The 20,023-nt window shown below is 73.7% G+C and carries 18 protein-coding genes; 4 read left to right on the top strand and 14 right to left on the bottom strand.

The genetic code is table 11. The annotated features are described in order from the left end of the window. Positions 1-196: 196 nt before the first annotated feature. The gene (locus tag ACFU95_RS38185) at positions 197-400 is read right to left on the bottom strand and encodes a cold-shock protein (RefSeq protein ID WP_007383480.1); all 204 of its coding nucleotides are present in this window, start codon (positions 398-400) and stop codon (positions 197-199) included. Between the two features lie 231 nt (positions 401-631). Continuing rightward, positions 632-970, bottom strand: coding sequence for a MerR family transcriptional regulator (locus ACFU95_RS38180; protein WP_383838098.1), 339 nt, complete (start codon positions 968-970; stop codon positions 632-634). Between the two features lie 317 nt (positions 971-1,287). On the opposite strand from ACFU95_RS38180, the gene ACFU95_RS38175 reads away from it, so the two are divergent. Then, positions 1,288-2,802: an SDR family oxidoreductase gene (locus tag ACFU95_RS38175; protein WP_383838095.1), complete on the top strand. Its 1,515-nt coding sequence runs from the start codon at positions 1,288-1,290 to the stop codon at positions 2,800-2,802. 16 nt (positions 2,803-2,818) lie between these two features. Next, positions 2,819-4,195 carry a cryptochrome/photolyase family protein gene (locus ACFU95_RS38170; RefSeq protein WP_383838092.1) on the top strand — a complete coding sequence of 459 codons (1,377 nt, stop codon included), beginning with the start codon at positions 2,819-2,821 and terminating at the stop codon, positions 4,193-4,195. Between the two features lie 13 nt (positions 4,196-4,208). Here ACFU95_RS38170 and ACFU95_RS38165 read toward each other — a convergent pair whose 3' ends face one another. Then, complete coding sequence (locus ACFU95_RS38165) at positions 4,209-5,267, bottom strand: substrate-binding domain-containing protein (protein WP_383838126.1); 1,059 nt, start codon at positions 5,265-5,267, stop codon at positions 4,209-4,211. 117 nt (positions 5,268-5,384) lie between these two features. Then, a complete protein-coding gene (locus tag ACFU95_RS38160) occupies positions 5,385-6,533 on the bottom strand; it encodes an alpha/beta hydrolase (RefSeq protein WP_383838089.1) in 1,149 nt (382 codons plus the stop codon). 63 nt (positions 6,534-6,596) lie between these two features. Here ACFU95_RS38160 and ACFU95_RS38155 point away from each other — a divergent pair, with 63 nt between their 5' ends. Beyond that, a complete protein-coding gene (locus ACFU95_RS38155) occupies positions 6,597-7,226 on the top strand; it encodes a TetR/AcrR family transcriptional regulator (RefSeq protein WP_383838087.1) in 630 nt (209 codons plus the stop codon). Here the strand turns inward: ACFU95_RS38155 and ACFU95_RS38150 are convergent. From ACFU95_RS38150 to ACFU95_RS38125, 6 genes are all read right to left on the bottom strand, one after another. Then, positions 7,214-9,505 carry a DUF3488 and transglutaminase-like domain-containing protein gene (locus ACFU95_RS38150; RefSeq protein ID WP_383838084.1) on the bottom strand — a complete coding sequence of 764 codons (2,292 nt, stop codon included), beginning with the start codon at positions 9,503-9,505 and terminating at the stop codon, positions 7,214-7,216. The genes ACFU95_RS38155 and ACFU95_RS38150 overlap by 13 nt on opposite strands. Next, positions 9,502-10,665, bottom strand: coding sequence for a DUF58 domain-containing protein (locus tag ACFU95_RS38145; RefSeq protein WP_383838082.1), 1,164 nt, complete (start codon positions 10,663-10,665; stop codon positions 9,502-9,504). The genes ACFU95_RS38150 and ACFU95_RS38145 overlap by 4 nt, the downstream gene beginning before the upstream one ends. Then, positions 10,665-11,642 carry an AAA family ATPase gene (locus ACFU95_RS38140; RefSeq protein ID WP_383838079.1) on the bottom strand — a complete coding sequence of 326 codons (978 nt, stop codon included), beginning with the start codon at positions 11,640-11,642 and terminating at the stop codon, positions 10,665-10,667. Before ACFU95_RS38140 ends, ACFU95_RS38145 begins: the two co-directional genes overlap by 1 nt. Then, positions 11,639-13,804 carry a hypothetical protein gene (locus ACFU95_RS38135; protein WP_383838076.1) on the bottom strand — a complete coding sequence of 722 codons (2,166 nt, stop codon included), beginning with the start codon at positions 13,802-13,804 and terminating at the stop codon, positions 11,639-11,641. Before ACFU95_RS38135 ends, ACFU95_RS38140 begins: the two co-directional genes overlap by 4 nt. A gap of 64 nt (positions 13,805-13,868) precedes the next feature. Next, positions 13,869-14,159 (bottom strand): hypothetical protein, encoded by a 291-nt coding sequence (locus ACFU95_RS38130; protein WP_383838073.1) that lies wholly within the window; start codon positions 14,157-14,159, stop codon positions 13,869-13,871. Positions 14,160-14,452: 293 nt separating this feature from the next. Next, positions 14,453-15,769, bottom strand: a complete 1,317-nt coding sequence (locus tag ACFU95_RS38125; protein ID WP_383838070.1) for a helix-turn-helix domain-containing protein — start codon at positions 15,767-15,769, stop codon at positions 14,453-14,455. A 228-nt stretch (positions 15,770-15,997) separates the two neighbouring features. On the opposite strand from ACFU95_RS38125, the gene ACFU95_RS38120 reads away from it, so the two are divergent. Continuing rightward, entirely contained in the window at positions 15,998-16,726 is a 729-nt protein-coding gene (locus tag ACFU95_RS38120; protein WP_383838067.1) for a DUF4232 domain-containing protein, read from the top strand. A gap of 13 nt (positions 16,727-16,739) precedes the next feature. Here ACFU95_RS38120 and ACFU95_RS38115 read toward each other — a convergent pair whose 3' ends face one another. From ACFU95_RS38115 to ACFU95_RS38100, 4 genes are read right to left on the bottom strand one after another with little or no spacing between them, the layout of a single operon-like run. Then, positions 16,740-18,143, bottom strand: a complete 1,404-nt coding sequence (locus ACFU95_RS38115) for an aldehyde dehydrogenase family protein (protein ID WP_383838064.1) — start codon at positions 18,141-18,143, stop codon at positions 16,740-16,742. After that, positions 18,140-18,577: a cupin domain-containing protein gene (locus ACFU95_RS38110; RefSeq protein ID WP_383838061.1), complete on the bottom strand. Its 438-nt coding sequence runs from the start codon at positions 18,575-18,577 to the stop codon at positions 18,140-18,142. Before ACFU95_RS38110 ends, ACFU95_RS38115 begins: the two co-directional genes overlap by 4 nt. Positions 18,578-18,591: 14 nt before the next feature. After that, positions 18,592-18,894 carry a putative quinol monooxygenase gene (locus ACFU95_RS38105; RefSeq protein ID WP_383838058.1) on the bottom strand — a complete coding sequence of 101 codons (303 nt, stop codon included), beginning with the start codon at positions 18,892-18,894 and terminating at the stop codon, positions 18,592-18,594. Further along, on the bottom strand, positions 18,891-19,964 hold the full coding sequence (locus ACFU95_RS38100; RefSeq protein ID WP_383838055.1) for an Ldh family oxidoreductase: 1,074 nt from the start codon (positions 19,962-19,964) through the stop codon (positions 18,891-18,893). Before ACFU95_RS38100 ends, ACFU95_RS38105 begins: the two co-directional genes overlap by 4 nt. Positions 19,965-20,023 lie beyond the last annotated feature (59 nt).

Below are 20,023 nucleotides of genomic sequence, written 5' to 3'. Positions count from 1 at the left end.
GTGGTGACCGCACGCGGATTCACAAGAATGAGCCGAGGGAAATACGAAATGCCTCTCGGCGCTGAAGCCGGGGCTGTCAATAACCCGGGGACTCCGGGGACTCCGAGGGTGCCGGGAGACCCGGGAACTCGGGGAAAACATGGAGCTGGGACCCGCACCCCAAGAGCGCGGGTCCCAGCTACAAGTCGCGTCAGCGTCAGGCGGGAACGATGTTCTCGGCCTGCGGGCCCTTCTGGCCCTGCGTGACGTCGAAGGTAACCTTCTGGCCTTCCTGAAGCTCGCGGAAGCCGGAGGTGGCGATGTTCGAGTAGTGGGCGAACACGTCAGCGCCGCCGCCGTCCTGCTCGATGAAGCCGAAGCCCTTTTCCGCGTTGAACCACTTCACGGTGCCAGATGCCATATTGAATCTCCCTTGGGGGGCAGTGCCGGAATCCGCACTTTACGGATCCGAGTCGCCGCGATGATCACCCCTCCGGAAAGATCCGGAAAGCTCTGCAAAGAAACAAGTCTCTGGCAACCAAAACTGCAACTGCTATCACGCTAACACAGTCGGGGCCCAAGGCCCTGTGCATTTTCGGCACCGTTCAGAAATTCTCACCCCGCCGTGGGCCGTATTTCTGTACTGGCGGGACTAGGTATCCGGGTCGTGCCCGTCCAGCCTCCGGCGCATGTCCCGGTTCAGTCGGAGGGCGTCGTCGAGCTGGTCCTCCAGGGAGACGATGCGGCAGGCGGCCTCGATGGGGGTGCCCTGGTCGACGAGCTCGCGGGCGCGGGCGGCGATGCGCAACTGGCGGCGGGAGTACCGGCGGTGACCACCCTCCGAACGCCGCGGGGTGATCAGTCCGGTCTCGCCGACGGCGCGGAGGAAGGCGGGGGTGATGCCGAGAACATCGGCGGCGCGTCCCATGGTGTAGGCGGGATAGTCGTCGTCGTCGAGGTTCCCGGCGACTGGGATGTTCTCAGCGGGCATGACACCTTCGTTTCGGGGACACGGCGAGGGCCGGGTGTGCGCGGCACCCGTGCTTTCGAAGGTTCAGCACCATCTGCCTCGTGGGACAACCCTAACGCCGCCGGGCAGCGAGATGTGGTCCCGCGGCGACAGACTTGTGAAGCCGTGCCGCACCCTCGGCGCCGGGCGGTCCCGTCCCCCGGTGTGACCAGTACCGCCCCGTACGCGACGATCACCGCCCGGGCGTGGCCGTGGGGCCGCCACCCGAGGTTGCGGGAGTCGTTTCGCGATCCGAGCCTGGGATCAGGTGCACCCTGTCCAGAGCCCTCGGGAGGGGCATGACCGACAAGGACCGGCCGCTGCGTTGCCTGGTCACCGGCGCCACCGGATACCTGGGCGGCCGACTCGTGCCGGAGCTGCTGGACGCGGGGCATCCGGTGCGCTGTCTGGCCCGCTCGCCCGGCAGGCTGCGGGACCATCCGTGGGCCGGGCGGGCGGAGGCCGTGCGCGGGGACGTGACGGACGAGGCGTCGGTGCGCGCGGCGATGGACGGGATCGACGTCGCGTACTACCTGGTGCACGCCCTGGGCACGGGGCGGGGGTTCGAGGAGACCGACCGGCGCGCGGCCCGGATCTTCGGTGCGCAGGCCCGCGCCGCCGGGGTCCGGCGGATCGTCTACCTCGGCGGGCTGACCCCGTCCGGCGTGCCCGAGCACGAGCTCTCGCCCCACCTGCGTTCGCGCGCCGAAGTCGGCCGCGTCCTCCTCGCCTCGGGCGTCCCGACCGCCGTGCTGCGGGCGGCGGTGATCATCGGCTCGGGCTCGGCCTCGTTCGAGATGCTGCGGTACCTGACCGAGCGGCTCCCCGCGATGGTGACCCCGAGCTGGGTGCGCACCCGCATCCAGCCGATCGCGGTCCGCGACGTGCTGCGCCTGCTCGTGGGGTGCGCACGGCTGCCGGACGACGTGAACCGCACTTTCGACATCGGCGGGCCGGACATCCTGACGTACGAGGAGATGATGCGGCGGTACGCCGCCGTCGCCGGACTGCCCCGGCGCGTCATCGTCCCCGTGCCGCTGCTCACCCCGCGGCTGTCCAGCCTGTGGGTCGGTCTGATCACCCCGGTGCCGGGCGCCCTCGCCCGGCCGCTGGTCGAGTCGCTGCGGCACGAGGTGGTCCGCGGGGAACGGGACATCGAGCGGTATGTGGCGGAGCCGCCGGGAGGGTCCGTCGGCCTCGACCGGGCGATCCGGCTGGCGCTGCGGCGCGTGCAGGACGCGGACGTGGCCACCCGGTGGTCCTCGGCCTCGACGCCCCGCGCACCCAGCGATCCGCTGCCGACCGACCCCGACTGGGCGGGCGGCAGCCTCTACACCGATCACCGCGAACGCACGGTCGCGGCGTCGCCGCAGGCGCTGTGGCGGGTGGTCGAGGCGATCGGCGGCGAGAACGGCTGGTACTCCGCACCGCTGGCCTGGTCCCTGCGGGGCTGGCTGGACACGCTGGTGGGCGGGGTGGGCCTGCGCCGGGGCCGCCGGGACGCGACCCGGCTCAGGGTCGGCGACAGCCTCGACTTCTGGCGGGTGGAGGAGATCGAGCCGGGACGGCTGCTGCGGCTGCGGGCGGAGATGCGGCTGCCGGGCCTGGCCTGGCTGGAGATGACCGTCGACACCGATCCGCGGGGACGCACGGTGTACCGGCAGCGGGCGGTGTTCCATCCGCACGGGCTGGCCGGGCACGCGTACTGGCGGGGCGTGGCACCCTTCCACGCCGCGGTCTTCGGCGGCATGATCCGCAACATCGCCGCCGCGGCCGAGTCGGCCGAGGACGACGAACCGGCCCGTACGCACTGAGGGAGCTCGAATCACCGTGCGCGTCTCGGTCGCCCTGTTCACCGCCGACCTCCGGGTGCACGACAACCCGGTCCTGGCGGCCGCCCTGAGGGACGCGGACCGCGTGGTCCCGCTGTTCGTCGTCGACACCGGCGTCCGTCGCACCGGCTTCGCCGTGCCCAACCGGGCGGCGTTCCTCGCCGACAGCCTGGCCGACCTCGACGCGGCCCTGCGCGCCCGGGGCGGCCGGCTGGTGGTGCGCGCCGGCGACGTGGTCGAGGAGACCTGCCGGGCGGCGGCGGAGACCGGGGCCACGGTGGTGCACCTCGCGGCCGGGGTCAGCCGTTACGCGGTACGGCGCGAGGAGCGGCTGCGCGCGGAGCTGGCCGGGGACCGACGCGAACTGCGGGTCCACGACGCCTCGTTGACGGTCGTACCGCCGGGGGAGCTGACGCCCGCGGGCCGGGACAAGGACCACTTCGCGGTCTTCACCCCGTACTTCCGCCGGTGGGAGGACTTCTCCGTGCGTGACGTCCTGCCCGCTCCGGACGTGGTTCGGGTGCCGGACGTACGCTCCGCCGGCCTGCCCGGCACCCGGTCCCTCGCGTCGGGCCCCACCTCGCCGGCCCTGCCCGCCGGGGGAGAGTCCGAGGCCCGTCGCAGGCTGCGCTCCTGGCTCTCGGGCCCGCTGTCCGCCTACGACGACGACCACGACGACCTGGCCGCCGACGCCACCTCCCGGCTCTCCCCGTACCTCCACTTCGGCTGCCTCTCCCCGGCCGAACTGCTGCACCGGGCCCGCGGACAGGACGGTCCCGGGCCGGCGGCCTTCGTCCGTCAGCTCGCCTGGCGGGACTTCCACCACCAGGTCCTGGCGGCCCGCCCCGACGCGGCCCACCACGACTACCGCCCCCGGCACGACCGCTGGCGCCGCGCCGCGAAGGAGGCCGAGGCGTGGCGGGAGGGCCGCACGGGCTACCCGGTCGTCGACGCCGCCATGCGGCAGCTGAGCCACGAGGGCTGGATGCCGGGCCGGGCCCGCCTGCTCGCGGCGAGCTTCCTCACCAAGACGCTGTACGTCGACTGGCGGGTGGGCGCCCGGCACTTCCTGGACCTCCTCGTCGACGGTGACATCGCCGACAACCAGCTCAACTGGCAGTGGGCGGCCGGCACCGGCACCGACACCCGCCCCAACCGGATCCTCAACCCCCTCGTCCAGGGCCGCCGTTTCGACCCCGACGGCGGGTACGTACGCCGCTGGCTCCCCGAACTGCGTGACCTCGACGCCCGGACGATCCACCGTCTGCCGCAGCTCGACGACGCCGCCCGTGCGGACCTGGACTACCCCGCCCCGATCGTGGATCTCGCGGCGGGCGCCGCCCGGTTCAGGGAGAGGAGGGACCCGGGTCGTTGACGGCCCTCCGCTGTCAGTCGGTGAGTCCGGCCCTCTCGCAGGCGGGCGCGACCTCAGGGGTGCAGATCTGGGCGATCGTGTACAGACCGTCCTTGACCACGGTGGCCCTGATGTCGTCGACGGTGACCGGGATCGGGTCGAGCAGGACGGCGGGGATGTCCTTGGTGGTGGCGGTGTCGATCGTCGTGTCGGCGATGGCGTCGAGCTTCTCGCCACGGCCCAGGGCGACGGCCATCTCCGCGGCCGCGTCGGCCTCGGCCTTGAAGGGCTTGTAGACGCTCATGTACTGCTCGCCCCTGACGATGCGCCGCACCGCCGCGAGGTCGGCGTCCTGTCCGGTGACGGGGGGCAGCGGCCGGATGCCCGCTGCCTTGAGGGCGGAGATCGCGCCGGCGGCCAGTCCGTCGTTGGCGGCGTACACGCCGTCGATGCCGTCGACGCCCAGCGCGGCGATGGCGCTCTCCATGTTGGCGTGCGCGGTCTCCTGGCTCCAGCCCGGGGTGTCGTACGCCTTGCCGATCCGGACCCGGTCCTCCAGAACGGACAGCGCGCCCGTCTTGAAGGCCACGTTGGTCGGGGAGGTCTGGGGGCCGTTCATCATGACGATCCGGCCGCTGTCCGCCCGGTCTCCCAGGGCCCTGAGGAGCGCCTCGCCCTGGAGCCTGCCGACCCGTTCGTTGTCGAAGGAGACGTAGGCCGCGATCGGGCCCTCGACGAGGCCGTCGTAGGCGATCACCGGGATGCCCGCGTCGTGCGCCCGCTCGACCGAGAAGCGCAGGGAGCGGAAGTTCACGGCGCTGAGGAGCAGGACCTCGACATTCCTGTTGATCATGGTCTCCACCTGCTGTTGCTGGGTGGCGACGTCCCCCTTGGCGTTGGCGTAGTCCAGCGTGCAGTCCGCGCACAGCTCCTTGATCTTCTTCTCGATCAGGGGCTTGTCGAAGTTCTCCCAGCGCGGCTGGACGTTCTGGCTGAACAGCAGGCCGACCTTGAAGCCGTCCTCGCCGGAGGCGGCCTCGCCCGCGTCGCCGGATCCGCCGCCGTCGCCGCACGCGGCCAGGGAAACGGCCATGACCAGCGACAACGCGGCCGCGGCGAGGGGCGTACGACCCCGATACGCACTCACGGGGGCCTCCCTGGCTCGTTCGTGAAACGTCCGAGAAACCCCCTGACCGGCACCGCCGGCCACTCACTGCCAGGATAGGCCGGGCGCGGTGCCGCGGTGCTGCGGGAGCACGTGCCGCCGGGACGGCAGGCCCAGGATCCGTTCCACGGCGGCGGGCGCCCCGAACCGCCGCAGCAGCCAGCCCCACGAACCGGCGAGGACGGGCCGTACGCGTTCGGCGGCACAGTGCGTGGCCCCCCGCACGATCCACACCGTCGTACCTGGGCGCGGCGCCAGCCCCGTGGTGTCGCCCAGCGGGATGTACTGGTCGTCCGCACCGTTGATCGCGAGCAGCGGTGAGCCGCCGGGCGTGTCGAGGAGGCCCTGGCGGCGCAGCGAGAACCCGCCGAACAGGTCCGTGGCGGTGGCCGCGTCGGGCAGCGCCGTCAGCCGGAGCGCGTTGCCGATGATCCCGGCCATGCCGTAGGGCAGGGCGAGGACGTCGGTCTGCCGGCCGGCCGCGCCGGTCGGCCCGCCGAGATCCACCGCCGCGTCCACCACGCCCCGCAGGGCGAGCTTGACCGCCCAGTGCCCGCCGAAGCTCAGCCCGAAGTACCCCACCGGCTCGCCCGGCCGCTGCTCGCGCAACAGCTCCACCAGCCCGCCGAGCACCCGGTCGCCGTCCGGCGCGAGCGGCACCGGCGACTCACCCGTGCCCGGCATGTCGACGACCACGACCAGCAGCCCGGTGGCGAGCGCCGTGGCGACGGCCATGCGATGGATCTCGGTCTTCCAGGTGTCCACACCGCCGGACATCACCAGCACCCCGGGCCTGCGCGGATACCGCCGGGCCAGCAGATGCACGGGGAACTCCACCGTCCGCCCGCCCACCGGAACGCCGACCGTGCGGCGCTCGAACCGGACGGGAAGGCCGAAGGCGGCCCGGGCGTAGCACCTGCGCTGGTGCTCGTACGCCTCCTGCCGGGCCGGCTCGGCCAGTGCGGGGAACCGGGCGGCACCCCACAACTGCGCCGCACGCAGCCACCGGCCCTCCCGTTCCGCGGCACGCGCCGCCCGCGCCCACACGGGAACCCACGCCCGGGCCCTCGTGCCCCACATCTCGTCGATCCCGTGGCGCGCCTCGGCGACCGTCGCGGCCGGTATGCCCCAGGCCGTGAACTGCCGGGCCCGCTCGGCGAACACGGCCTGCGCGTCGACCTCGAAGGTGAACATGCCCTCTAGAATGTGAGCAATCCTCAGTTACCCGCAACTCGCATTGGACCGGCCGCGTCAGCCATGTCGACACCTCGCAAAAGGCCACGTCAACAGCGATCCCGGGAGACGTACGACGCGATCCTCGAAGCGGCTGCTCAGCTTTTCGAACGGGACGGCTACGCGAGGACGACCACGAACCACATCGCCGAACGGGCAGGCGTGTCCATCGGCTCGCTCTACCAGTACTTCCCGAACAAGGACGCCCTGCTGTACGCGCTCGGCGAGCGCCATGTGCACCACCTCGCCGTCGAACTCGCCCACGTACTGGCGGAGTTGCGACGCAGCGCCCCGCCCCTGGAGGACACCGTCCGCACGGTCGTCACCGCCCTGGCCGCACTGCACCTGCGCGACCCCCGCACCCACCGCCTCCTCTACGACCAGGCACCACGCCCGGCCGCGGCGGCCGGACAACTCCGCGAGAACCAGCGCGCCCTGGCCGCCGAGGTCGAGCACCATCTGCACCGCCTGACCGCCGGCGGCCCCGACCGGCGGCTGACCGCCCTGCTGCTCGTCCAGGCCGTGGAGGCACAGCTGCACGGGGCGCTGCTGGATCCGCCGGACGGGCGCGACCCGCGGGACGTCGTCGAGGGGATCGTCGGCTTCTGCCTGCGGGCGGTCGGTCCGTGCCCGGCACCGGCTCAACCAGCCTGACGCGGCCTCCTCGGCTCCGCTCCTGAGCGACGGGGCACCGGGGCCGCCGAGCGCAGGAGGCGGAGCAGACGGGTGTGGCGCGGGACGCGGTGCCGGACGGTCTTCTCGACCGCCTCGCAGTCCGCCCACGCGGCGTCGGCGGCCGCCGGGTCGGGGGCGCGGCCCGCGTACTCGACCTCGTTGACCAGGGTGGCGAGGGCGGCCAGACGCGCGCCTACGGTGCCGCCCAGATGCTCCGTGCCGAAGGCGGCGATCTCCTGCGCCGTGTGCGCTCCCGTGGCGGCCAGGCCGATCTCGGTGAGGCGTTCGGCGATCTGCTGCCAGGCCCCGAGGACCCTGCGCCGCACGTCCGGGTCGTCGCGGCGGCCGCGGCGCCGGCTGTACGGCAGCCACAGCGCGTACAGCACACAGGCCGTGGCGAGCAGGAGCAGCGCGAGCGGAACCGTGAGCCACGGGGGCGGCAGCACCGGGCCGGCCGCGCCCCCCGCGGTGGGGGCCGCCTCGTCCGGCGCGTGCGGCGGCGTCGTCGGCCGCGCCGGTTCGGTGGACTCCCGGTCCGCCGGCTGACGTTCCTCGGGCTTCTCCGCCGCCACGGCGGAGGAGCCGCCCTGCGCGGCCTCGCCGGGAGTCGGGTGGAACGGCACCCAGCCGACACCGGTGAACCGCACCTCTGGCCAGGCCAGCACGTCCCGTCCCCGGACCTGCCAGGTGCCGGCGCCGGTCCGCGTGCCCGGGCGGAACCCGACGGCCACCCGCGTGGGCAGGCCCAGGGTGCGCGCCAGTACCGCGAACGAGGCGGCGAACTGCTCCGACGTGCCGCTTCCTCCGTCCGCCAGGAAGAACTCCAGGCTCCGGTAGGTGTGGCCGGGCAGTGCACCGGGGTCGAGCCGGTAGGTCGCGCGCAGCCAGTCCGCCAGTCGCACGGCCCGCTCGTACGGGTCGGTGGCACCCTGGGTCACCCGTTCGGCGATCCTCCTGAAGGACCGCACGGAGGGGATCGGCTGCCCGGCCGCGTCGATGTCCGGGAGGTCCACCCGTGCCGGGTCGTCGGCGGCGGCCGCGTGGCGCAGCCGCCCGGCGTCGTACACCGGGAGCTGGGAGGTCGCGGCGTAGGTGAAGCCGCGCGGGACCTCTTCTCCCGTGGAGAGCATTCCGCTGTCCGGGTCGACCGAGAGGGCGGTGCCTTCGGGCGCGCGCACGGACGAGGGGCGGTCGGCGGCGGGGAGCCAGATGCCGGGCAACGACCGCACGGTGAAACGCTGTTCGAGCGTCCTGGTGCGGTCCGGGCCGGCGTCCTTCTCCGCCGGGACGCGGCCACCGGTGCGGGTCAGCCCGGCGCCGCTGCTCCAGGTCGTCCCGTCGTACCGGTCGAGGACCGCGAGCCGGTAGTTCCTGGGTGCCGCGCCCGACGTCCGTACGGTGAAGACCTCCTCGTCGCCGTCGCGCGTCCAGGCCGCGACCTGGTCCAGCGGGCTGGTGGACTCCGGCCGCACGATCGGCGCGGTGACCGTGTCCCGCGGGTCGTAGGGGGCGCCGAGACCGGGAAGGTGCGGGCCGAGCAACGCCGCGACGAGGCCGAGCGCGGCCACCGCCGGCAGCCGGAGCGCCATGGCGCGCAACGGGAGCCGGGCCCGGGAACGGACCAGTGCCAGCAGTGCGGCGGCCCCGGCCAGCGTGCCCACGGCCGGGTACGAGGATCCCGGGCCGTCCGCGCCGAGCACCAGCGGGAAGCCGAGGGCGAGGACCGCGGGGAGGGCCGGGAGCAGCGGGGCGCGGGTGCGCAGGGCGAGTTCGGCGCTGACGGCGGCGGCCGTCCAGACGACGGCGTGCGGCAGCACCAGCAGCTCGGGCTCGCCCGGCGCGGGCGCGATGGTGGAGAGCAGCGTGTGCGGGGCGTCGAGCAGCGCGGACCAGGCGGCGCGCAGCGCGGGCCCGCCGGGCAGGCCGTCGCTCACCTCGTGGAAGAGCGTCGCGCTGACGACGACGGCCCAGGCGACGACGGTCAGCAGCACCGACGGCCAGAGCGGCGTGGCGGGGCGGCGGCCGAGCAGCCCCGACAGCACCGCCGACAGGACGATCGGGACGAACACGGCCACCGCCAGCACCGGAAGCAGGTCGGACGGCCGGAAGACGGGGACGAACCCGTACCCCACGGCGCCGGACAGAGCGGCCACCGGCAGCAGCGACCACAGCCGTCGGGCGCGGTCCGGGTCCGGTACGTGCCGCCGGCCGGACGCGGCGGCCGCGGGGGCGGTGCGGACGGGGGCGATGACGCTCAACGCACGGCCTCCCGGCGCCATCCGGCGAGCAGTTCCTCCAGCGACATGACGCGCGTCTGCGGTACGTCGGAGCCGGGGCCCGCCACTTCGCGGGTGACCGTGCCCGTGGCGTCGGCGCCGACGCGCAGCATGCTCACCCGGTCGAAGTGGTGCCGTACCCGGCCGACGGCACCCAGCCCCCGGGGGTCGCCGGTGCCGGTGACGACGACCAGCGTCCCGCCCCCGCGCCGGCTCTCCAGGCCGTCGAAGGCGGCGGCCACGGACGTCAGGTCCGAGCGGCGCACGACGGCCAGCGCGTCCAGCAGCGCCTCGCCGTCGCTGCCCGAGCCGTCGGTGTGCAGGAGCGGTCCCGCCTCGCCGGCCAGGTGCACGGGGAAGTGGGAGCGGGCGGCCGCGTACGCGACGGAGGCCGCGCAGTCCACGGCCAGCTCGAAGTCGTCCTCCGTGGCGTAGGCCCGCCGCCGGGTGTCCAGCACGATCGTGGTGTGCGGCAGCGACACATCGACCATCTGACGGACCATCAGCGTGCCGGTGCGGGCCGTCGACCGCCAGTGGACCCGTCGCAGGTCGTCGCCGAGCACGTACTCGCGCAGCGCGTGGAAGGTCAGCGAGCCGTCGTCGGCGGCGTCGGAGGCCGGCCCCTCCACATGGTGCGCCTGCCCGGACGGCAGCACGGGCAGCGGGCAGATCCGGGGCCGGACGAGCAGCGTGTCCGAAGTGCCGTACGGGCGCATGCGCCGGGCGAGCCCGAACGGGTCGGTGCGTTCCAGCCGCAGCGGCCCCACCGGCACGCGGCCGCGGCGTGCGGTGGGCAGCGCGTACCGCAGTTCGTGCGCGGCGCCCGGCCGCAACGCCGGTACGTCGACGGGGATGTCCAGCTCGCCGCACCGTTCCACGGCACGCAGACCCCGCCGGGTACGGCCCCCGGTGTTGGTCAGGGTGACCACCCCCTCGGCGGGATCGCCCCGGCTCACCCTGCCCGGCGCGATCCGCCGCTCGGCGCCCAGCACGGGTGCGGGCAGCGCCCACAGGACGGCGACCGCGACGGCGAGCAGACAGGTCACGCCGAGCGCCGCGGCCTCGCCGTACCCGAGCGCGTAGCCGACGGCGGTCAGCACGGCGCCCCCGGCCAGCGTGCCCCACCCGGTGGCCGACAACATCAGCGGCGTGCCCCGCTGTTCAGCTCCACCGTGGCCAGCACTTCGTCGATCACGTCCGTGCCGGTACGGCCGCTCAGCTCGGCCTCCGGGGTGAGGATCAGCCGGTGCGCGAGGACGGGCCCGGCCAGCGCCTTGACGTCCTCGGGGAACGCGTACGGCCGGGACTGCGCGGCGGCCCGCACCCGGACCGCGCGCAGCAGGGCGACGGAGCCGCGCGGCGAGGCACCGAGGCGTACCTCGGGAAGCGAACGGGTAGCCGCCACCACCCGCACCAGGTAGTCGTACAGCGCGTCGGCCACCTGCACCTCGGCGGCGGCCTTCACGAGCTCCGCGATCTCCCGGGCGGTGGCGACCGGGGCCAGCGACTCGGGCGTGGCGCCGGTGTCCGACCCGGCTCCGGTGAGGACCGCGACCTCGGAGGCGTGATCCGGGTAGCCGACGGTGATCCGCATCAGGAAGCGGTCGAGCTGCGCCTCGGGCAGCGGGTAGGTGCCGCCCATGTCCACCGAGTTCTGGGTGGCGAGCACCATGAACGGACGGGGCACCGGGTGAGTGGTGCCGTCGGCGGTGACCCGGCGCTCCTCCATCACCTCCAGCAGCGCGGACTGGGTCTTGGGGGAGGCGCGGTTGATCTCGTCGCCGAGCACGATGTTGGCGAAGACCGGGCCGGGGAGGAACTCGAAGACGCCGGTGTTCTGCCGGTAGACGGTGACGCCGGTGATGTCGGAGGGCAGCAGGTCGGGGGTGAACTGCACCCGCGCGAAGTCGGCCTCGATGGAGGCGGCCAGACAGCGGGCGAGGGTGGTCTTGCCGGTGCCGGGCACGTCCTCGATGAGCAGATGCCCTTCGGCGAACAGGCAGGTCAGGGCCAGCTCGATGGTGTCGCGCTTGCCCTTGACGACACGCTCGACGTTGTCGGCGAGGGCGTGGAAGCACTGGGCGAGGCGGGCGGTGTCGTCCTGGTGGGGGGAGTTCATGTGCAGTCCCAGACGTCGGAGTTGTCGCGGGAGTCGAAGAAGTGGTCGGAGACGTATCCGTTGATGCCCTCGTAGGTGACGCGGGCCCAGATATCGGTGTCCACCGAAGGGGGCTTGGTGCCCTTGGTCTTGCAGTGGACGGTGACCGGGCCCTCCCACATCCCGGGCATGGAACCCGCCCGGCCACCGTGGGTGTGGCTGGGCTCGTTGCGGATGATGAGCCGGTCGGGGTTGTTCATGTTGTTCTTGACGGGCAGCTCCTGGCGAGGCGGGACCAGGTTCAGCGTCCCGAACACCGCCGCGCCCGTCCCGGCGGCGTTGCTCGCGGTCACCGACACCGAGTAGGGGTAGCCGTTCTCCAACTTTCCGTACGCGTAAGCCGGTTCCGTGGTCCGCGCCGTCCCGTCCGGTCCACTGACCATGTACGTCACCGAGCCACCGCCCTCGGGCGCCTGCCAGCTCACCGTGCCGCCATGACCGCCCTGCGCGGGAGTGGCGGTGAGCCCCCGCGGAGCCCCCGGCGCGACACACGGCCGCGCGAACGCCGACGGCGCCGACTCCTTGTCCGGCCTTCCCCCGCCGTACTCCGCGACCACGGTGAAGCTGTACTGCTCCTCGCACGAGCCGCCCCTGACCTCGAAGGCGAACGGGCCGTCGGGGCCGACCCCGTCCGGGGCGACGGTCTGGCCCGGTGCCGCCCCCTTGAGGACATAGCGCTTCGGGGCCGCCCCCAACGCCTTGGCGAAGGTGATGCGGATGGCGCCCGACCGTGACTCCGCCTGCGGTGAGCCCGGCGCCCCGGGCTCGGGTTCCGGCCGCGTCGGCCCGGGCGGCCCGGACGTCTCTCCCGACCCACCGCCGGACGGTCCGCCGGAGGGGGCGCCCGGTGCCGGACCCGTCGCGCCCGGGGCGCCCGCCCGAGGCGGGGCCTCGGCGGCGGGGCCGCCCGTCGGGACGCTGTCCTCGACCGGCTCGTCCCCCGGCCCGCGCGCGGAGGGCGCGTCCGTGCCGTACTTGCCGATGTGCCTGACCTCGCCGTCGGCGTCGATCACCGCCGCGCCGGCCCCGTCCGGGTCGTTCACCCACAACAGGCCGTCGCGTACGAAGAGTTCGAGCTCACCCGGCCCGTCGGTGACCCGCACCGGTGCGGCGGACGCCGAGAGGGCGGTGTCGTACACCAGCAGCCCGCCGGTGGACTCGTCGGGTATGTAGACCCGCTTGCCCAGCAGTTGGGGCGCTCCCGCCTCGTGCCCTCGCATCGGCACGCGGACGCGCAGGGTGTGCCCGCTGCGGACGTCGACCACCACCAGGTCCCCGCTGTCGGAGGCCAGCACCGGCACCGCGGAGCCGTCGGTGCCCGCCGGCACCAGGACGCCGGCCGGGTCCGCCCCGGCGATCGCGTCGCCGAGGTCGAAGGTGCCGCGCACGCCCTTCGCCGTCAGCACCTTCATCGCGGCGGCGGTCCGGTCGGTCACCACGGGGCGGCCGTCGGCCACGGTCAGCGTCAGTTCGTGGCCCGCTTCGGCCACCTTGACCGCCGTACCCTTCCGGCCCCCGGCGAACGGCACCACCGTGCCGCTGCCCGGCAGTGGCACCCACAGCGTGCCTTCGCCGTCCACCACGGCGGGCCCCGGCCGCCCGCCCAGTTCCACGGGCGGGCTCTCGGCCGTCGTCAGCGCCGGGTCGATCCGCTGGACGGTGCCCCTCGCGGGGTCGACGACATACGCGTACGCGCCGCCGGAGACCAGTTGCAGCCCGGCCGCACCGTGGTCCGCGGACTGCGCGGCGGTCAGCTGGGCGGTGTCGATCCGCACGACCCGGCCGGTCCGCTCGTCCAGCACCAGGGTGGTGTCGCCGTCCTGCGCGACCGAGACCGGGTGGCCCGCCGTCCCGGCCGGCAGTACGGCCCGCCCGTCCACGGCACCGGTCAGACCGTGCGCGTGCACGACCTCGCCCTTCTCGCCGGCGGCCAGCCAGGCGCCGATGTCGGCGAGCCGGGGCCGGGCGTCCGACGCACCGGCCCCGACGGCGAGCGAGGTACCGACGAGCGCGCCGACCGCGCAGACCGCGACGTAGCCGGTGACGCGGTTGCCGGTCGGCCGCAGTCTCTCCCAGGCGGCCGCGAGCAGTGCCGCCGCGTAACGCTGTCGGAACCCCGGCATCACTCGTCCCCCTTGAGGCGCACAACTGCTCCCAGGTTCAGGGTAGTTGGGATCAACGAGGGTGTCAGCGAGGAGACGGGACCTGCCAGGCGGCTCGCCGGAGCGCCTGCTGCCTGACGTGCCACACTCCCTCCAGCCGCGTCAGCGTCGTCCCGGGCTGCTGTCGCAGGAAGGCCGTCCGCGCCGCCGCGAGCGCGGCACGCAGACCGCTCTCGGCGTCGCAGCGCCGGTCCGCCGCGGCGGCCGCGCGCTGCCGGCGGTCGAGGGAGGCGGGGTCCGTTGCCTGGTCGGCCTCGTCCTGGAGCGACTGGATCAGGGCCGCGGGGTGCTGCGCCCGGTGCCAGTCCCCGGCCATCTACTTCAACCTGTGGGACGACTGGAACGGCGTCGCCGTCGTCAGCGGCGGCGTCTTCGCGGACTGCGCCTGGGACGAGGCCCGCGAGCTGGCCAACGCCTTCCTGGCCAGGACGAACGACAGTTCGCGGACCTATCTCTGGGACGCGTGGTACGGCTACCGCCCGATCACGAACCGGACCGCCTTCGACAGGTACGGCTTCTCGGAGACGAAGATCCAGACCCGGCCCTCGCTGTCTCCCGTCAGCGGCGGCACGAGGTGGCAGTGAGGGAGGCCACGGTCCGGCCCGGCGCTCAGCCGGGGACGTCGGGCTCGTACTCGTCCCGCCCCCACTCGGAGGAACCCAGCGGATAGTCGTACGAGGGCCGTCCCACGTTCCCGGTCGTCCGGAAGGGCCGGCCGCGGTCGTCGAGGCGTACGGTGCCGTGCTGGTCACCGCTGGACCACTCCAGCTCCAGGTACCAGCTCACGTTGTGCGCCCGCGCGTCCGCGAAGACGTAGAAGACCTCGGGATCCGACTCGCTCACCTTGTACGGGAAGTCCCGCTGACCGGCCTTGGGGGAGAGCGCGGGCCGCCCGGCGTCGAGGTCCACCTTGAATGCCGTGGTCTCCACGCCGCCACCGCACCCGACGCCCATCTCGTAGTCGTTCCAGGCGAGCGGCGCGCTCTTCTCCACCACCCGCACATGCAGTGCGTCCAGGACGACGGTGGCTTTCCCGGTGCCCTGCACGGTCAGCGCGAGCATCTGCTGCCCGGCTGGGACCCCGCCGAGCGCGGTGACCCACCCGCGCGCGTCCTGCTCGCTCGGCGGCGGAGGCATGCGCTCGGGATCCCGGTCGACCAGATAGTGCTGGCCGCACGGGTCTTCCCACTTGTACGGATTCACGGCGACGTTGGGCGCGCCGGCCCCGTCCGGGGCACCGCCGCCCTGGCCCGCCCCGGCACCGCTGCTCCGGGAGGCGGAGGCGGGAGCGGTGGGCGTGCCGTCGCGTGAGGCGGACGGCGAGGCCGACTTCCTTTTCGCGTCGGGCGACTTGGAGGCGCTGGGGCTCGCTTCGACGGAACGGGCGGAGCCGACGGACCGGGACGCGGCCCCCACGGACTCCGTGCCGCCCCGGTCGTCATCCCCCTCGCCGGGTACGAGATGCACCGCGAGCGCGGCCGACACGAGGACGGCGGCCACGGCGGCCCCGGCGAGAACGGCGGTACGCCGCCGAGCCCAGGGAGCCTTCGAAATCGGCCGCCCACCCTCGGAACCGGCCTCGCCCGCGGCGCCTTCGTCCGCCGGTCCCTCGTCCGACGCCGTTTCGGCCCCGGCCTCGTCCGCCCGGGCCCCGGTCTCCGCCGCGGCGGCTCCGCCCGCCTTCTCCCCGCGCCGGGCATCCGCGAGCACCCACCGCCGGTGCAGTTCCACCAGTTCCTCGGGCGTCGCCCTGCACACCCGGGCGAACCGTTCCACGGGCGCGTAGTCCGTCGGTACGGCGTCCCCGTTGACGTACCGGTGAAGCGTGGACGTGCTCGTGTGCAGCCGCTTCCCGAGTACCCCGTAACTGAGCCCGGACCGCTCCTTCAACTGCCCCAGCAGGTCCGCGAACTCGTCCCCCGCCACCGTTCCTCCCTCTCCCCGCGTCCCGGACCCCCGTTCCAGGGGAACCTCATTCCCCCAGGTCAGAGCCAGTGTGAGCGTTCCAGCATCCCGGATGCCCCGGCAGTCGTGGCGGGCGGGACGGATCACCGCACAAGCTTGGGCCATCCAAGCACGCCGCTCCCGGCACGCCGCTTCCGGCACCCGGTCGTACGGCCCGTGCCCACACCCGTACCGCACAAGGGGGATCACATGTCCACTCGCACCCACCGCACCCGCCTGCTCGCCGCCGCCGCACTCACGGCCGTCACGCTGACGTTGACGGCGTGCAACAACGGAGAGGGCGTCAAGGACGAGGGGGCTCCGGCAGGTTCGGCGTCCACGGCCTCCACCTCGCCCTCGCCCAAGGCGAGCGGCGGTACCTCCACCGGGAAGGGCGCGACCGACGCGGGCGGCTCGACCGGCGGCGCGGCGGGGTCGAGCGGCACGAGCGGCTCTACGGGCGCGTCGGGTTCCACCGGATCGTCGGGTTCCACGGGTTCCACGGGTGGCGATGACTCGGGGCCCACCAGGACCGCTTGCTCCCCCGCCTCCACCAGGACGACGGCCACGGAGGTCTCGCGCCCCCTCAACCACCTTCTGCTCACCGTCACCAACACCGGCTCGAAGAACTGCAACCTCGTCGGCTATCCGGCGGTCCGGTTCGGCGAGGCCCAGTCCGTACCGCCGGCCTTCGAGGACTCCAAGCCGCAGGCGGTCGTCACGCTGGCCCCCGGCGAGTCGGGCTATGCGAGCGTCCTCCTCTCGGCCGCCGACGGCAGCGGCTCCAACGGCTACACGGCCAAGTCCCTGGAGGTCTACCTCGACCAGAGCGCGAGCGCCGCCGCCCGCCCGTCCCTCCCCGCGAAGGGCGTGCACGTCGACGACTCGATCCGGGTCTCGTACTGGCAGTCGACCATGGCCGACGCCCTGGCCTGGTGAGGCACCGGCGGCCTCACGGCGTGCGGGAGGGCCGGCCGGCGATCCAGTACGTGCGGGTGTTGGTGAACTCCCGGATGCCCGCACCGGCCAGTTCCCGTCCGTAGCCGCTGCGCTTCGTGCCGCCGAAGGGCAGGCGCGGGTCGGAGGCGACGACGGCGTTGACGAACACCGCACCGGTGGTGACGCGGCGAGCGAGCGCGACGCCCCGTGCGGTGTCGGCCGTCCATACGCTCAGGCCCAGCCCGAAGGACGTGGCGTCGGCCAGCCGGGCGGCGTCGTCGTCATCGCGCGCCACGGCGAGGGCGGCCAAGGGTCCGAAGGTCTCCTCGTCGAAGGCGGCCATTCCGGGAGCGGTGTCGGCCAGGACGGTGGGCGGGAAGAAGTAGCCGTCGCCGGGCAGCGGCTTCCCGCCGGTCAGCAGGCGGGCGCCGGCCGCCACCGATTCCTCCACCTGGCGGGCGATCACCGCTCTCAGGTCGTCCCGGGCGAGCGGGCCCACCTGAGTGGCCGCCTGCCGCGGGTCGCCGACCCGCAGTCGCTCGACGCCCCGGACGAACGCCTCGGTGAAGGGCCCGGCGACCGCCTCGCTCAGGATGAACCGCTTGGCGCACACACAGCTCTGCCCGGAGTTGGTGAAGCGCGCCCGCACCGCGGCCCGGGCGGCCGCTTCGATGTCGGCGTCGTCGAGGACCACGAAGGCGTCCGAACCGCCCAGTTCCAGCACGGACTTCTTGGCCGCTCGTCCGGCCGCGGCGCCGACCGCCGCCCCGGCCCGGTTGCTGCCGGTCAGGGTGACGGCGGCGACGCGGTCGTCCTCGATGAGACGTGCGGTGACGTCGGGGACGTCGGCGTCGGCGACGACCAGGGCGGTCACCAGGCGCTCGGGGAATCCCGCCGCCAGGAAGAGCGCCTCCAGCGCGAGGGCGCTGCCGGTGACGTTCGAGGCGTGCTTGAGCAGGACGCCGTTGCCCGCCACCAGGGACGGGACGGCGAAGCGCATGACCTGCCAGACGGGGAAGTTCCACGGCATCACGGCGAGGACCAGTCCGGCGGGCTCATGGGCGACCCAGGCCTCGGCCCCGTCGACGCGCACGTGCTCGTCGGCGAGGATGCCGGGCCCGCGTTGCGCGTAGTACTCGGCGGTCACGGCGGACTTCTCCACCTCGGCTTCGGCCTCCGCCACCGGCTTGCCCATCTCCGTCGCGGCCAGCTGCGCGAGCCGGGACTTGTGCTCGCGCAGGGTGCGGGCCAGGCGCAGGGCACGCTCGGCCCGTTCGGCGACCGGGACCGCGCCCCATGCGCGGGAGGCGGCGTGGGCGCGCTCGACAGCGGCCTCGATCCGTCCGGCGTCCCAGGCCGCGTAGGAGGCCAGCGCCTGGCCGGTCGAGGGGTCGACGGTCTGGACGGTGCCGCTCATGAGGTGGGTGCCCCTCCCTTGTCGTGCTCCGACAGGTGCGCGAAGGTCTCGCCGGTGGCGGTGATCGTGCGGGTGACGTCCCGGCCGCCGTAGACCCAGTAGATCCGCATGACGCCCTCGCCCCGGTTGAGGAACCGGTGCGGGACGCCGGCCGGTACCCAGGTGGCCTGGCCCGCCTCCAGGTCGAAGAACTCGCCGTCGATCTCGGCCGTCGCCTCGCCTTCGAGGATCAGGACCGACTCCTCGACGTTGTGGCTGTGCAGGGGCAGGCCGGTGCCGGGCTGGAACACGGTCTGACCCGTGGTGATGAGCGCCGTCTCGGAGTTCCACCTGCCGACGTAGGGGAGGGTGGCCACCCCGCCGCCGCGGTCGAAACGTTCGACCTCGTCGGGGCGGATGAGCAGGCTGGGTACGGCGGGACGGTCGGTGCACATGGCGAAGGCGCCCTTCAGGAGTGGTGGAACAGACGGCGGGAGAGGGTGTTCACCTGGCTGCCGGGTACGACGAACCTGGCCGCTGCCTCGCGCCAGACCCTGAAGTGGGGTGCGGCGCGGTGCGCTTCGACCGCGGCCTCGTCGTCGTAGACCTCGTGGAAGACGAAGTGGTGGTCGTCGGCCAGGTCGCAGACGACGTCGAAGTAGCGGCAGCCCGGCTCGTCGGTGAAGGACCGCTCGGCGTTCTCCCCGATGGCCGCGAGGAAGTCGTCCCGGCGGCCCGGTTCGACCTGGAGGGACACGGTCAGAGTGATCACGCGGACGGCTCCTGGGGGGAGGGGACGGGGGCGGGCAGCGCGGTGCCCGTGGTGCGGGCGATGCGGGTGAGGGAGGCCCAGGTGTCGTCGGCGAGCCCGATGCCTTCGGTGCGCAGGCGTTCGGCGGTGCGGGTCTCCGGCTCGCCGGGGACGAGGATCTCGCCGGTGCCCGGGGCGGGCGGCGTGGACTTCGTCTCCTCGATCAGCCTCTCCATCCGCCGGCCGAAGTCGGCGGGTTCGGCCATCGCCCCGATGTCGACGCAGATCAGCAGGTGCCCCACGCCGCTGCGGCCGGTGGCCCGGTAGGGGCCGACGACCTCCGACCCGAAGTGGCTGCCGGTGAGGACGCCCGCGAGGACGTCGAACATGAAGGAGATCGCGTAGCCCTTGTGGCCGGCCATGGGCAGGATGAGCCCCTCGACGGCCCGTCCCGGGTCGGTGGTCGGCGCTCCCTCGGCGTCGGCCGCCCAGCCTTCGGGGATCGGCTCGCCGCGCTCCTTGGCGTGGTAGATCTTCCCGCGCGCCACGGCCGTGTTGGCGATGTCCATGACGACCGTGCCGTGGCGCCCGCCGGGTGCGGCGATCGACCAGGGATTCGTCCCCACGCGCTTCTCCCGGCCGCCCCAGGGCGCCATCGCGGGACTGGCGTTGGTGGCCAGCAGCGCCACACAGCCCTGCTCGGCGGCTTTGCGGGTGAAGTAGGCGGCCGTGCCGAAGTGGCCGGAGTTGCGGACCGCGACCGCGCTGACTCCGTGCCGGCGGGCGCGCTCGACGCCCCAGCCCACGGCGCGGTCGGTGAGCACCTGGCCCAGCCCGTCATGGCCGTCCACGACGAGCACGGCCCCGTTGTCGCTCACGATCTCCGGGGCGGCCACGGCCGCGGTGGCCCCGCTCGCGATACGGCTGAGGTACCAGGGCAGGCGGAGCATCCCGTGCGAGGCGTGTCCCCACAGCTCCGCCGTCACCAAGGTGTCCGCGAGCAGACGGGCGTGAGCGGTCGGAACGCCGTGGGCCTCGGTGGCCGCGGCGGCGAACTCCAGCAGGTCGGCGGCGGCGACGGTATGCGGCATACGGCGGCCTCTCGACGGCAGGCGATGATGTATCCACTCCTGTATACAGCAATTCCCTG

The organism is Streptomyces sp. NPDC057623, from assembly GCF_042800355.1.
Taxonomy (GTDB): Bacteria; Actinomycetota; Actinomycetes; order Streptomycetales; family Streptomycetaceae; genus Streptomyces.
This window is presented reverse-complemented; position numbering and strand designations above follow the sequence as displayed.